The sequence below is a fragment of the Microbacterium sp. NPDC089188 genome (assembly GCF_040685155.1).
Taxonomy (GTDB): domain Bacteria; phylum Actinomycetota; class Actinomycetes; order Actinomycetales; family Microbacteriaceae; genus Microbacterium; species Microbacterium galbum.
The window spans coordinates 639,933-653,425 of record NZ_JBFBHH010000002.1 but is presented as its reverse complement, the minus strand read 5'-3'; the positions used below and the strand labels follow the sequence as shown (position 1 = coordinate 653,425).

The 13,493-nt window shown below is 70.4% G+C and carries 14 protein-coding genes and 1 tRNA gene; 10 read left to right on the top strand and 5 right to left on the bottom strand.

What is annotated here, in order from left to right:
• The first annotated feature begins 117 nt into the window (after positions 1–117).
• The 7 genes from AB0N80_RS09360 to AB0N80_RS09330 all read left to right on the top strand — a co-directional run bounded on the left by AB0N80_RS09360 (position 118) and on the right by AB0N80_RS09330 (position 8,005).
• Positions 118–1,617 (top strand): amino acid permease, encoded by a 1,500-nt coding sequence (locus AB0N80_RS09360; RefSeq protein WP_315994719.1) that lies wholly within the window; start codon positions 118–120, stop codon positions 1,615–1,617.
• A gap of 168 nt (positions 1,618–1,785) precedes the next feature.
• Entirely contained in the window at positions 1,786–2,838 is a 1,053-nt protein-coding gene (locus tag AB0N80_RS09355) for a hypothetical protein (RefSeq protein WP_363578565.1), read from the top strand.
• Positions 2,835–3,713, top strand: a complete 879-nt coding sequence (locus tag AB0N80_RS09350) for an ABC transporter ATP-binding protein (RefSeq protein WP_363578564.1) — start codon at positions 2,835–2,837, stop codon at positions 3,711–3,713. The genes AB0N80_RS09355 and AB0N80_RS09350 overlap by 4 nt, the downstream gene beginning before the upstream one ends.
• Positions 3,713–5,011 carry an ABC transporter permease gene (locus AB0N80_RS09345; protein ID WP_363578563.1) on the top strand — a complete coding sequence of 433 codons (1,299 nt, stop codon included), beginning with the start codon at positions 3,713–3,715 and terminating at the stop codon, positions 5,009–5,011. Before AB0N80_RS09350 ends, AB0N80_RS09345 begins: the two co-directional genes overlap by 1 nt.
• Before the next feature lie 171 nt (positions 5,012–5,182).
• A complete protein-coding gene (locus AB0N80_RS09340; protein WP_363578647.1) occupies positions 5,183–5,926 on the top strand; it encodes an ABC transporter ATP-binding protein in 744 nt (247 codons plus the stop codon).
• Positions 5,908–7,494, top strand: a complete 1,587-nt coding sequence (locus tag AB0N80_RS09335; protein WP_363578562.1) for a hypothetical protein — start codon at positions 5,908–5,910, stop codon at positions 7,492–7,494. The genes AB0N80_RS09340 and AB0N80_RS09335 overlap by 19 nt, the downstream gene beginning before the upstream one ends.
• Positions 7,495–7,567: 73 nt before the next feature.
• Positions 7,568–8,005: a VOC family protein gene (locus tag AB0N80_RS09330; RefSeq protein WP_363389722.1), complete on the top strand. Its 438-nt coding sequence runs from the start codon at positions 7,568–7,570 to the stop codon at positions 8,003–8,005.
• 36 nt (positions 8,006–8,041) lie between these two features.
• On the opposite strand, the gene AB0N80_RS09325 is transcribed toward AB0N80_RS09330, so the two are convergent.
• The 5 genes from AB0N80_RS09325 to galU all read right to left on the bottom strand — a co-directional run bounded on the left by AB0N80_RS09325 (position 8,042) and on the right by galU (position 11,905).
• On the bottom strand, positions 8,042–8,797 hold the full coding sequence (locus AB0N80_RS09325; protein ID WP_363578561.1) for an alpha/beta hydrolase: 756 nt from the start codon (positions 8,795–8,797) through the stop codon (positions 8,042–8,044).
• 134 nt (positions 8,798–8,931) lie between these two features.
• Positions 8,932–9,007: transfer RNA gene (locus tag AB0N80_RS09320), tRNA-Ala, on the bottom strand.
• Between the two features lie 145 nt (positions 9,008–9,152).
• Positions 9,153–10,208, bottom strand: a complete 1,056-nt coding sequence (locus AB0N80_RS09315) for a large exoprotein (RefSeq protein WP_363578560.1) — start codon at positions 10,206–10,208, stop codon at positions 9,153–9,155.
• A 168-nt stretch (positions 10,209–10,376) separates the two neighbouring features.
• Positions 10,377–11,000, bottom strand: coding sequence for a GNAT family protein (locus tag AB0N80_RS09310; protein WP_363578559.1), 624 nt, complete (start codon positions 10,998–11,000; stop codon positions 10,377–10,379).
• 14 nt (positions 11,001–11,014) lie between these two features.
• Positions 11,015–11,905, bottom strand: a complete 891-nt coding sequence (galU, locus tag AB0N80_RS09305; RefSeq protein WP_315994728.1) for a UTP--glucose-1-phosphate uridylyltransferase GalU — start codon at positions 11,903–11,905, stop codon at positions 11,015–11,017.
• Between the two features lie 63 nt (positions 11,906–11,968).
• Here galU and AB0N80_RS09300 point away from each other — a divergent pair, with 63 nt between their 5' ends.
• The 3 genes from AB0N80_RS09300 to mscL are packed head-to-tail and all read left to right on the top strand — an operon-like array spanning position 11,969 to position 13,307.
• Positions 11,969–12,565 (top strand): 5-formyltetrahydrofolate cyclo-ligase, encoded by a 597-nt coding sequence (locus tag AB0N80_RS09300; RefSeq protein ID WP_315994729.1) that lies wholly within the window; start codon positions 11,969–11,971, stop codon positions 12,563–12,565.
• 18 nt (positions 12,566–12,583) lie between these two features.
• Entirely contained in the window at positions 12,584–12,853 is a 270-nt protein-coding gene (locus AB0N80_RS09295) for an FmdB family zinc ribbon protein (protein ID WP_363389734.1), read from the top strand.
• Between the two features lie 34 nt (positions 12,854–12,887).
• Complete coding sequence (gene mscL / locus AB0N80_RS09290) at positions 12,888–13,307, top strand: large conductance mechanosensitive channel protein MscL (protein WP_315994731.1); 420 nt, start codon at positions 12,888–12,890, stop codon at positions 13,305–13,307.
• The last annotated feature ends 186 nt before the right edge of the window (positions 13,308–13,493 follow it).

The window sequence follows — 13,493 nt, the reverse complement described above, 5'->3', positions numbered from 1 at the left end:
GACGGCGGGCCGCGTCACCGATAGGCGCGGGGGCGGCGAGGGACTATTCTCCGGGGGTGGTGTTCGCTCCGGGGACACCACCTGAGACAGACATCCGTCGAGACAGGGAAGCGTCGCGTGAGCCTTTTCCGTACCAAGTCGGTGGAGCAGTCCATCGCCGACACCGATGAACCGGAGTTCCGGCTCAAGAAGTCCCTGAGCGCGGTCGACCTGACCGTCTTCGGCGTGGGCGTCGTGATCGGCGCCGGCATCTTCACCCTCACCGGGCGTGCCGCGCACGACGTGGCGGGTCCCGCCGTGGTGATCAGTTTCGTGATCGCCGCGATCGCGTGCGGCCTCGCGGCCATGTGCTACGCCGAGTTCGCCTCGACCGTCCCCGTGTCGGGATCGGCGTACACCTTCTCCTACGCGTCGCTCGGCGAGCTGTTCGCCTGGATCATCGGGTGGGATCTGATCCTGGAGATGTTCCTCGGCGCGAGCGTCGTCGCCCAGGGCTGGAGCGCCTACCTCGGGACGTTCCTCGAACAGATCGGCATCGTGCTCCCGCCGGCCATCTCCTACGGCGGTGTCGTCGATCTCCCCGCCATCCTGCTCGTGCTGGTGCTCGGCGGCCTGATGACCCTGGGCATCAAGGAGTCGCTCCGCGTCAACCTCGTCCTCGTGGCGGTGAAGCTGTTCATCGTGCTGTTCGTCATCATCGCCGGCATCCTGTTCATCAACCCGGCGAACTACAGCCCCTTCGTGCCCGACTCCGTGCCGACCGAATCCACGTCGGGACTGACGCAGCCGCTGCTGCAGTTCCTCTCGGGTCTGGAGCCCGCGACCTTCGGTGTCGGCGGCATCCTCGCGGGAGCCGCCCTGGTGTTCTTCGCCTACATCGGCTTCGACGTCGTGGCGACCACCGCCGAGGAGACCAAGCGCCCCCAGCGCGACCTGCCGATCGGCATCATCGCGTCGCTCGTGATCTGCACGATCCTGTACTGCGCGGTCGCCGTCGTGGTCACGGGAATGGTCCCCTACTCCGACCTCAACCCCTCCGCGGCCCTCGCGAACGCGTTCGCCTTCCACGGCCAGACGTGGATGGCGACCGTCATCGCGGCCGGCGCGGTGGCGGGCCTCACGACCGTCGTGCTGACCCTGCTGATCGGCGCCACGCGCATCATCTTCGCGATGTCGCGCGACCGCCTGCTCCCCGGCGGCCTCGCCAAGGTGCACCCGCGCTTCCGCACCCCGTGGGTCATCTCGATCATCGTCACGGTCATCGTGGCGATCGTCGCCGGACTCACCCCCATCGGCGTCCTCGAAGAAATGGTGAACATCGGCACGCTCTCCGCCTTCGTGCTGGTCTCGATCGGCGTCATCGTGCTGCGGCGCAAGCGCCCCGATTTGAAGCGCGGGTTCCGCGTGCCCTTCAGCCCGGTGCTGCCGATCCTGTCGGCGCTCATCTGCACCTACCTGATGCTCAACCTCTCGGTCGAGACCTGGCTGCGCTTCCTCATCTGGCTCGCCCTCGGGTTCGCGATCTACTTCGCCTACTCGCGCAGCCACGCGCGCCTCGCCACCGGCGCCCCGCTCGATCCCACGAAGCCGCACGTCGTGGCGCCGCCGAAGGACTGAGCATCGCCCACCGGATGCCTCCGTCATCCGAGGGGATGACATCGCGGATCGACGTCATCCCATCGGATGATCTCCGGCTCCCACGGCGCCGGGCGATACGTGGGCGATACACGCACCCCCCTAGGGTGGAGACGTTCGATGACGACGATTTCCGTTCCGGGGGGTTTCATGGGGATCGCACGCACGTGGGTCTTTCCGATTCTGCGTATCCTTCTCGTCGCCCTGGTGGCGGCGGCACTCATCAAGCTCGCGTTCTTCCCTGATCGCCCTGCCGACGCGTCTCCCGCGATCCCGACGGGGACCATCGTCGAACCGACGACCGTCGCGGCGCTGGGCACGATCACGAACGACGTGGTCGTCTCGGCCACCGTCTCGGCGGATCCCGCCCTACCGATGAAGGCCACGGCCGCCGGCACGGTGAACAAGATCTTCATCACCCAGGGCGCGAACGTGAACCAGGGCGACGTCGTCTTCGACGTCAAGGTCCCCATCGAGCGCGATCCCGCCGACAGCGTGGATGCCGAGGGCAAGCCCAAGCCGGCGATCTTCCGCTACGAGGACGTCACGGCGCCCGCGACCGGCATCCTGAGCTCACTCTCGGTCATCTCGGGGCAGGACATCACGATCGGGATGACGGCGGGCACCGTGGCCCCGCCGACCTTCTCGGTCAGCGGCTCGCTCGAGCCCGCGCAGCAGTACCGCTTGCTGGACCGCCCGACCGAGGCCACGGTGACGATCACCGGCGGGCCCGCCGCCTTCGCGTGCGGGAACCTCCGCATCACCACTCCCCTGGCCGGGAGCACCGGCGGGAGCACGAGCGACGACACGTCCACCACGGGCGGAGCGAGCACCGGTGGTGCGGGCGGATCATCGACGACGGCCACATGCACCGTGCCGGGCGAGGTAACCGTCTTCTCGGGGCTCGCCGCCGAGATGACGATCGCCGGAGGTCGCGCCGAGAACGTGCTCGTCGTGCCGACCACCGCGGTGCGCGGGGCGGCTCAGAGCGGCACGGTGTGGGTGATGAGCGCGGACGGTGCCACCGAGGAGCGCCCGGTGGCGCTGGGCCTCACCGACGGCACGCAGGTGCAGATCACGCAGGGGCTGGCCGAGGGCGACGAGATCCTGGAGTTCGCCCCCGGCGCGATGGCCCCGGCGAACGACGGGTGCACGACCTATCCCGACGGGTCGATGTACTGCGAAGCGGCCCTCGGCGGATGAGCCTGCTCGCGCTGCGGGCGGTCACCCGCACGGTGATCCCGCAGGATCAGCCCGCGCTGACGATCCTGAACGGCGTCGACCTGCAGATCGAACCGGGCGACCACGTGTCGATCGTCGGGCGGTCGGGCTCGGGCAAGTCGACGCTGCTGAACATGCTGGGGCTTCTCGACCTGCCCACCAGCGGCGAGATCCTCTTCGACGACCGCCCGGTGCGGTCGTACTCGTCGGCGCAGCGCGATCGTCTGCGCGGAGCGGCGATCGGCTTCGTCTTCCAGCAGTTCAACCTGCTGCCCGGACGCACCGCCCTCGAGAACGTCACGATGCCGCTCCTCTACGCGTCGGGGAGGACGTTCTGGCGACGCAAGAGGATCGCCGCCGACATGCTCGCCCTCGTCGGTCTCGAGCACCGGCTGAACAGCATGCCCGATCGCCTGTCGGGCGGTGAGCAGCAGCGGGTGGCGATCGCGCGCTCGCTCGTCCGCGGGCCGCGCCTGATCCTCGCCGACGAGCCCACGGGCGCCCTCGACCTCGACACCGGTCAGAGCGTGATGGAGCTGATCGACGAGGTCGCCGTGCAGACGGGCGCCGCACAGGTCATCATCACCCACGACCCGACCATCGCCCGGCGCGCGCGTCGGCACTTCCGGCTCGACCGGGGCGTTCTGACCCCGGTCGACGATCCGTCGCTGGAGCCGCTGACGAGACGCGACCGGCGCGAGATGGCTCCGGCGCCGGAGGAGGCGGCGTCGACCGGCACGGACGAGCTGGCCGTCCTCGGGCTCGGCACCGCGTCGGCGACCGCCACCCTCCCCGACCCCGCCGACAGCGGACCCACCGACGACGCGCGCCTCGACGCGCCGGAGGGCGAGGACTGATGCGCGGCGTCAGCGCCGTGGTCGGCGCGCTGCTCGAGGCCTGGCAGGAAGTGCGGGTGCATCGCACGCGCGTCCTGCTCTCGCTCGTGGGCGTGGCCGTCGCCGTGTGTTCGCTCACGACCGTCGTCGCCCTCGGCGCGATCGTGCAGCAGGCGAACCAGGAACTCAGCGAGCGGCAGTCCGGGCGCCCGGCGAGCCTGTCCGTCTCGGCCTACCGCACCGACGGCGGCACCCTCGCCCCCGAGGCGATGGATGCCGCGTGGAGTGACATCGTCGAGCGCTACGACATCTCCTACGCCACCCGCGTCCTGCAGACCACGCAGTCGGTGCCGTTCCGCGACGGCATCGTGCAGGTGCCGACGCAGGCCGTCGACCAGCCGTTCGGCGAGATGCACCGGGTGCGCATGGCCGAGGGCGAGTGGTTCACCGAGCGGGACGTGCAGCAGCTGGCTCCTCGCCTCATCGTGAACGAGATCTTCTACGACCGCATGGGCCGCCCGCCCCTCGAGACCCACCCGATGGTGGCGCTCGGGGGACAGGGCCTGCCGAACGCGGCATCCGGCATCCCCTCCGGCGGCGTGCGCGCCGTCGTCGTCGGCGTGACGCCCTCGGCCACGTGGGAGATCGAACCGTCGATGTACATGCTCGGCTCTCAGCTGCAGGCGATGCAGGCCGCGGCCGCCGGCGAGCGCGGAGACGCCGCCGCCGCGCCGAACGATCCGTACGGCGGCGGGGGTCCCGTCATCCCGTCGTACGAGATGTGGGTGCCGCCCGAGATCGCCGACCAGCTCACCGAGGTGGTGAAGCGCGATCTGCGCGCGGCCCTGGGCACCGGTGTCGAAGTGACCGCCGATCGACGCGATTGGGCGACGTACGGCGACGATCCGTTCCTCGTCACGAAGATGGTCGTCATCGGCATCGCCGTGCTCGTGCTGCTGCTCGGCGCCCTCGGACTGGTGAACATCGCGCTCGTCACGGTGAAACAACGTGTTCGCGAGATCGGCATCCGCCGCAGTTTCGGTGCGACCGCGAGCCGGGTGTTCTTCGCCGTCATGCTCGAGAGCGTCGTGGCGACGGTGGTCGCAGGGGCCGCGGGAGTGACCGTGTCGATCCTCGTGGTGCAGTCGCCGGCCGTGCGCGAGCTCATCGGACAGGGGATGGTCACCGACTTCCCCCCGTTCCCGGTGGACGCCGCGGTCACCGGCCTCGTCGCCGCCACCGTCGTCGGCGCGATCGCGGGCCTGCTGCCCGCCCTCGTCGCGGTGCGCGTGAAGGTCATCGACGCCATCCGATATTGACCCCCATTCCCCGCGGAGCCTGGAAAAGGCCCGCACCACGCAGATAGGTTCGAGATCGTGACCGACCCCTCCCGCGAGACCTCGCAGACCGTGCCCCCGCAACCCGTCACGCCGCCGACCGTCCTTCCGGATGCCGTCGTGCCTCCGGTCGCGACCGATCAGCAGCCCGCGATGCAGCTGAGCGGACTCGCCAAGCGCTTCGGCGAGAAGACCGCCGTCGCAGGGCTCGACCTGACCGTGCCGACCGGGTCGTTCTACGGCCTGGTCGGGCCCAACGGAGCGGGGAAGACCACGACGCTGTCGATGGCCACCGGCCTGCTGCGACCGGATGCCGGGACCGCGCGCATCCACGGCGTCGACGTCTGGGCGCACCCCGTCGAGGCCAAGAAGCTGATCGGCAACCTCGCCGACGGCGTGCGCCTGTTCGACCGGCTCACCGGGGAGCAGCTGGTCACCTACACCGGCATGATGTTCGGCCTCCCCCGCGACGAGGTCGCCTCGCGGACGGCCGACCTGCTGCGCATCATGGACCTCGGCGAGGCCGCCGGCACCCCCGTCGTCGACTACTCCGCGGGCATGACCAAGAAGGTCGCCCTCGCGTGCGCCCTGGTGCACGCCCCGCGGCTGCTCGTGCTCGATGAGCCCTTCGAGTCGGTCGATCCGGTGTCGGCGGCGAACATCGAGGACATCCTCCGCGGCTACACCGCCTCGGGCGGGACGGTCATCGTGTCGAGCCACTCGATGGACCTGGTGCAACGCATGTGCGACCACGTCGCCGTCATCGCGCAGGGCCGGCTGCTGGCATCCGGGACCGTCGACGAGGTGCGCGGCACCCAGACCCTGCAGGACCGCTTCGTCGACCTCGTGGGCGGTCGCCACCACTCGGAGGGGCCGCAGTGGTTGCGACAGTCCTGAAGATCCGGTTCCGCGTGCTGGGCAACACCCTCATGCGGAGCCCGATGCAGTTGGTCGGCTTCATCCTCGGCGTGCTCGGTGCGCTGTGGATGCTTCTGCTGGTGGGGGTGGGGCTGTTCTTCGTCGGCACGCTCGGCTTCGATGTCGCGCGCTCCGCGGTGACGGCCGCCGGCGCCCTGCTCACCCTCGGCTGGGTGATCGGACCGGTGTTCGCCGCGGGGATCGACACCACGCTCGACCCCGCCAAGCTCGCGCCCTTCCCGATGACGACGCGTCAGATGATGGTGGCCATCACCGCCGGCGGCGTCACCGGGGTGCCCGGTATCGCCACCTCGCTCGGCGCGCTCGCGACGTTCCTGGTGTGGGCGCGCGAGCCGGTGGCCGCGATCGCCGCGGTCGTGTGCGTGCCGCTCGGCGTCCTCATCTGCGTCGTCGCGTCTCGTGCCGTGTCGGCTCTGGCGGCGGGCGTGGGCGGCGGCCGACGCACGCGCGAGATCATCGGTCTCGTCGGTTTCGCGGTGCTGATCTTCGCGAGCCCGCTCTTCATCGTGCTCACCAACGGCCTCGTCGCGGTCAGCGGACAGGGCACGCAGCTGCAGAGCATCGTGACCGCGGTGTCGTGGACGCCCATCGGGGCGGTGTGGGCCGTGCCCGGCGACCTCGCCGCCGGCTCCTGGCTGCCCGCGCTGGGGAAGTTCGCGATCGCCCTGGTGACCCTCGCCCTGCTGTGGTGGTTGTGGCGGCGGAGCCTGTCGGCCTCGGTCGTCGCACCGCCCGCCCGTTCCGCTGCGCGCCGCAGCGCCGGCTCGCTCGGATGGTTCGGCGTCATGCCCTCCACCCCCGCGGGCGCCACCTGGGCGCGAGCGCTCACCTCGTGGACCCGCGACTTCCGCTACCTGCGGCAGCTGTTGCTGCTCCCCTTCGCCCCCGTCCTCGTGCTCATCTACGCGGGCGGCGACATCACGGGTCCGTTCTTCGTGCTCTCGGGCGTGCTCGTCGGGTTCTTCGCCGGCACGATCGTCTACGCCGACGTCTCGTACGACGGCACCGCGTTCGCGACCGTCATGCAGACCGGCATCCGGGGGCGCGCCGATCGTCTCGGCCGCATGCTCGGGGCGGCGAGCGTCGGCATCCCCCTCACCCTGCTGGCGGATGCCGTGATCCTGGCGATCGCGAACCGCTGGGACCTCCTACCGGCCGTCGTCGGCGCGTCGGTCGGCGTCGCGCTCGTGGGCTACGGCGTCAGCGCCGTCACGTCGGCGCTGCTCGTGATCCCCACGCCTGCGCCCGGTGATTCGCCGTTCAAGCGCGTGCCGGGGACGACCTTCACGATGACGCTGCTGTTCTTCCTCTGCTGGATCGTCGCGGCGGTCATCGCCCTGCCGGCCGTGATCCCGGCGGGGATCGCGGCCTTCGGCGGCTCGACGCTCGCGGGGTGGCTCGCCCTCGGGATCGGGCCGGTCTGGGGTGTCGCCGTGTTCGTCGTCGGTGTCGTCGTAGGGGGTCGCACCTTCGACGCGAGCGCGCCCCGCCTGCTCGCGCAGCTGCGTCAGTACCAGGGCGCGTGACGCACCTTCCCTCTCCCCCGCCGCGGGACTAACGTGAGGGCCGATCCGCCCCTCGAAGATGAAGGATGCCACCATGTCGACCGCTCTCGTCGTCTACATCTCGTTCGCCGGCGCCGCCCGGGAGGCGATGACCTTCTACCAGTCGGTCTTCGGCGGCGAGCTGACGATCAACACGTTCGCCGACTTCGGCATCCCGGACGCGCCCGCTGACGGTGTGATGCACTCGGAGCTGCGCGCCGACGGCTTCACCGTGATGGGCGCCGACGGCTTCGACGAGCCCGCCCAGGGGTGGGGCTCCAGCCGCACGCACGCCGCGTTCATGAGCGACGAGTTCGACCGCGTCCGCGGCTTCTACGACCGCTTCGTCGAGCGCGGCGCCGAGGTGAAGCAGCCGCTCGAGAAGCAGGTGTGGGGCGACTTCTACGGCGAGGTCGTCGACCCGTGGGGCGTGGCGTGGATGTTCAACGTGGCCGCTCCCGGCGGGTGGGCGGAGGGCGCCGCGGCGGACTGACCCGGACGAGCGCACCCGGGCCCGACGGCCCGGTGGTCAGCGCGCGAACGCCTCGATACGCGCGACGAAACGGGCTGGATCGATGAGGTGCGGGTAGTGCGTCGCCGGCTGCCACACCTCGTGGACGCTGTGCGGGATGGTCTGCTGCAACCAGGCGGCGTAATCCGGCCCCGCGTCGAGTCCGGTGATGACGAGATAGGGAACGTCGGCGGGCACCGCCGTGAGCCGGTCCACCAGCGCCGCCAGCTCTTCGGGCGAGTCGTCGAGCAGAGGACGCCACATCCCGAGCACCACATCCTGTTTCGGCGCGCGGAGCGCGTTCACGCGGTCGAGCTCGGCGGCATCCAATCCTCCCGCCATCTGCGCGAACATGCCGCCGATGAACACGGGGAACTGCTCGCCGCGCAGCATCGCCTCGGCCTGCTGGATCTGCTGCTGCATCCCGGCCAAGTGGAGCGGCTGGTCGACGTTCACGATCGCGCGGGCAGGGAAGAGCGCTCCGTACGCGGTCGCGACGATGCCGCCCAGGGAGTGCCCGACGACGATCGGCGGGCCGTCGGGAACGACGCCCTGTTCCTGCAGCTGCGTGACGGTGTCGTGGATGTCTGCCGCCAAGGTGGGGATGTCGTAGGGCTCGGCGGCGGCCGACTCGCCGTGGCCGCGCACGTCGACGCGCACCACAGTGAATGAGCCGGTGAGGTCGACGGGGTCCCAGCTGCGGCGGTCTTCGGTGATGCCATGCACCAGCACCAGGAGCGGGCCGGAGCCGGCGATGTCGTGGGCGAGGATCATGGCGCGGCTCCCGTGCTCGGAGGGTCTGGGTGAGCGAGAGCCTAGCGGGGCCGACGACGCCCCCGGGAGCGCGGACGGAACCACGCCGGGAAACGAGAACGGCGCCCCTCTGAGGAGGGACGCCGTTCGGAAAGTGGTGGACCTGAGGGGATTCGAACCCCTGACCTCCTCGATGCGAACGAGGCGCGCTACCAACTGCGCCACAGGCCCGGAAACCTCGTCAACACTATCACGTCACGCGCCCGTCACCTGACGCGAGACGCAGCCCGGGCGCGCCGCGCGCCGTCGCCGCGGAAGGATATGCCGCCACGCGTATGAGGCCGCAACGAACCGCCCGGCGCCGAAACGCCGGTACTCACTCCCCCGACGCGCGGCGCGTCAGGAGGCGCTGGACGTGGCTCTCGATCTCGCTGTCGTCGACGTAGCCCATCGCCGCGTAGGGCGAGGCGACAGGGGCGACAGCGGCCGGGCGGGCCGTCTCGATGGGCGTGGGAGCCTGCTCGGCGGCGATGTGCCGGGCGGCCTCCTCGCGGGCCGCGGCCCGCAGGGCCTCGCGGGCGAGCTGCTCGTCGACGGTCGCGGCGGCGCGAGAGCCGACCGACGCGACGAGGGGGCGGGGCAGCTCACGCGGCGTCCACGTCGGGCGCGGCTCGGGCACGAGGGCGACGTCCTGCACCTCGCCCATGACCCGGGGCACCGACACCTCGGCCGGACGCGCCGCGGTGCGGGTGGCCACGACCGAGATCCGACGCAGGATGACGAGGGATGCCACGACCACGGCCGCTCCGGCGACGAGGACGATCGGGGACGCTCCCCCGACGATCTGCACGGCACCGAAGCCGGAGGCGATGAGCCCGGCAAGGAGCGCGACGGAGACGGTGAGGCGGAAGCGACGACGCACACGCGAGCGACGAGCCGCCGGGACGGCGACCGCGGCAGCCTGTTCGGCACGCGCGCGCTCCACGGCGGAGGCGCGTTCCGCACGCGTCTTCTCGAGAGCCGCGGCGCGCTCGGCGCGAGCGACTTCGACGGCGGCGGCCCGTTCGGCACGGGCCAGCTCGATCGCGGCCGCGCGCTGCTCCTTCACGACATCGCGGTCACGCGCACTCTCGAGCTTCGCCACCTCGAGGCGCGCCTTGGCGGCGGCGAGCTCGGCCTGGGCCTTCTGCGCCTGCACCTGACGGGCGAGCTTCTGCTGCTGGTGCGCGGTGCGGGTGGTCAGCTCGAGGTGCACTTCCCGCGGCGTCTCGGCCGTCTCGGCGAGCACGCGAAGGGCCTGGTTGAGGCGCACGGCGTTGCGTTCGGCGGAGGTGAACCGATGCCGGCTCTGCCACGACGGCAGGAGATAGACCAACCACAGCGCGACCGCCACGAAGACGATCACCCCGCCGCTCAGCACCTGGCCACCCATGGGACAAAGGTAGGTCACCGAGAGATCACACCTCGGCATCCTCCCGCGTGTCGTCACGCCCGATCGCGAGAATGGTGTCCGGCTCCGGGCGTGCGGGGCGCTGACGAGCGGGCGACATCCTGCCGCCGAGATATCAGCGGGGTGCCGTCCCGCCGCGCCCCAACGCGCTCAGAGGCGGTCGGCCGGCGGGATGCGCGCCGCGTCGGGCGGCACCTGCCCCCGCGCCCAGCGGTCGAGCACGCCGTGCGGCACCTCTTCGCGCACGAGCGCGAAGGCGTAGTGGTCTCGCCAGTCGCCGTCGATGTGGATGTAGCGGCGACGGAGTCCCTCGTAGCGGAAGCCGAGCTTCTCGACAACGCGCAGACTCGCGTGGTTCTCGGGACGGATGCAGATCTCGATCCGGTGCAGGTTCAGCTCGGTGAAGCACACGTCGGTGGCCATGGCGACGCCGACCGTCGTGATGTTGCGACCGGCGAATTCCTCGGCCACCCAGTAGCCGATCGTGGCCGAGGCCAGCGAACCGCGCGAGACCCCCCACACGTTGAGCTGCCCCGCGACCTCGTCGTCCCACGCCATCACGAAGGGGACGCCGAGGCCGTCGCGGTACTGCTGGAGGAGGCGACGGATGCCGAGCCGCATGTCGAACGACACGGGGCCGTCGGGGCTCGTCGCCTCCCACGGACGCAGCCACGAGCGGTTGTCGATCAGCTGCTGCTGCAGCAAGCGCGCGTCGCGGTTGCGGATGAGACGGATCGACACCTCGCCGTGCCGTCTCGGGATCGATAGATCCATAGTGCTCCGCCGGGTCAGAGACCCTGCGCGAACTCCTTGAACCACGGACGCAGCGCGGGGCCGAGGTCGTCGCGGTCGGCCGCGAGCTGCACGATGGCCTTGATGTAGTCGACGCGGTCGCCGGTGTCGTAACGGCGTCCGCGGAACACGACGCCGTACACGCCGCCCCCGTCGCCGCCGCCGGTCGCGAGCTCCTCGAGCGCGTCGGTCAGCTGGATCTCGCCGCCCTTGCCGGGCTCCGTGCGCTCGAGGATGTCGAACACGTCGGGGCCGAGCACGTAGCGGCCGATGATCGCGAGGTTCGAGGGCGCGTCCTCCGCCTTGGGCTTCTCGACGAGCTGCGTGACCTTGACGACACCGTCGTCTTCGGTGGGCTCGACCGCGGCGACACCGTAGAGGTGGATCTGTGAGGGGTCGACCTCCATGAGGGCGATGACCGTCGCGCCGCGCTTGTCGTACTCGGACATCATCTTCTCGAGCAGCGGGTCGCGCTCGTCGATGAGGTCGTCGCCCAGGAGGACCGCGAAGGGGTGGTCGCCCACGTGGCTGCGCGCGCGGAGCACCGCGTGACCCAGACCCTTGGGCTCGCCCTGACGCACCATGTGCACGTCGGCCAGGTCGGAGGAGTGCTCCACCTTGGCGAGCTTGTCGTGGTCGCCCTTCTCGCGGAGCTTCGTCTCGAGCTCCGGCATCGAGTCGAAGTGGTTGGCGATGTTGTTCTTGTTGCGTCCGATGATGATCAGGACGTCCTGGATGCCGGCACCGGTCGCCTCCTCGACGACGTACTGGATGGCCGGCTTGTCGACCACCGGCAGCATCTCCTTGGGCATGGCCTTGGTGGCGGGGAGGAAGCGAGTACCGAGTCCTGCGGCCGGAATCACGGCCTTGAAGGGCTTATGAGGCATGGGCATACCCTAGCGGGAGCGCGGGTCGTCGTCGTCAACACGCGCGCACGTAGACTTACCCGCATGCCGGATCGCATCGAGCAGGCCAAGCGCGCACTGCGCGCCGATCTGCGCGAACGTCGCCAGACCGTGTCGTCCCACGCCCGCGATGTCGCGGAGGCCGGCGTCAAGGAGCAGCTCGACGCCCTCGTCGATCGACTGGGCGCCCGCAGCATCTCCTGCTTCCTCTCGACGCCGACCGAGCCGGGCACGCACGCCTTCGTGTCCGCGGCGGTGGAACGCGGCATCCGCGTGCTCCTTCCCATCACGCGTGAAGACGGGCTGCTCGACTGGAGCGTGGCCACTGCCGACACCGAGATCGCGGAGGGACTGTTCGGTCTGCCCGAGCCCGTCGGCGACGTGCTCGGCCCGATCGCCGTCAACGACGTCGACCTGCTCGTCATCCCCGCCGCGGCCGTCGACCGGCACGGGATGCGCCTGGGCTGGGGACGCGGCTACTTCGACAAGACCCTGGGCTCGATGGAGAAGTGCCCGCCCGTGTATGCGGTGATCTTCGACTCCGAGTTCGTCGACGACGTGCCCCGCGACGTGCACGACCAGCCCGTCACGGGCGTGGTCACGCCGACGCGCACCATCGCGCTCGACTCTCACCACGCCTGAACACCCGAAGGAAGACCGATGCCCACCTACTCCTACGCCTGCAAGCAGTGCGGCCACCGCTTCGACGCCGTGCAGTCCTTCTCCGACGCGGCCCTCACCGAGTGCCCGGAGTGCGGCGGCGAGGTGCGCAAGCAGTACGGCTCGATCGGCGTCACCTTCAACGGATCGGGGTTCTACCGCACCGATTCCCGCGGGTCGAGCTCGTCGTCCTCCGGTGGCGCGTCGTCGGGTTCTTCGACATCATCGAAGTCGGAAACGACGTCGTCCGCTCCCTCTTCGGTCTCCTGAGTCCGGGGCGGCGCGGCAGAAGGGGAGCCAGCGCATGATCAAAGGATTCAAGGAGTTCATCCTCCGCGGCAACGTCATCGACCTCGCGGTCGCCGTCGTCATCGGAGCGGCCTTCACGGCCATCGTCAACGCCCTCGTGCAGGGTCTGATCAATCCGTTGATCGGGTTCCTGTTCCAGGTCGGCGACCTGAGTGACCTGAACGTCACCGTCCCGACTCTGCTCGGCGGCACGTCCACGTTCGAGTTCGGCGCGATCCTCGTGGCGATCATCAACTTCGTCGCGGTCGCCGCGATCGTCTACTTCGTGTTCGTGTACCCCATGAACCGCTGGAAGGCCCGCGCCGCGGCTCGCGCCGGAGTGAACGAGGCGGCATCCGAAGAGCCGAACCTGCCGACCGAGCAGGAGCTGCTCGTGCAGATCCGCGATCTGCTGGAGCGCCAGAACAAGATCTGAGCGGCCTCGAGCCGACGACGCGGCGTCCGCGCCGGGACCACGCGTTCCGGCGCGGGCGCCGTCGCCGTTCCTGGTCAGTAGTGCGGGGGGACCTCGCGCATCATGCGCTCGTCGTTGGGCCCGGATGCCGTGGGTCGGGGGCCCGTGCCGCGTGCGGGGTCGTCGGCGGGCGCCGGCTCGGCCGTC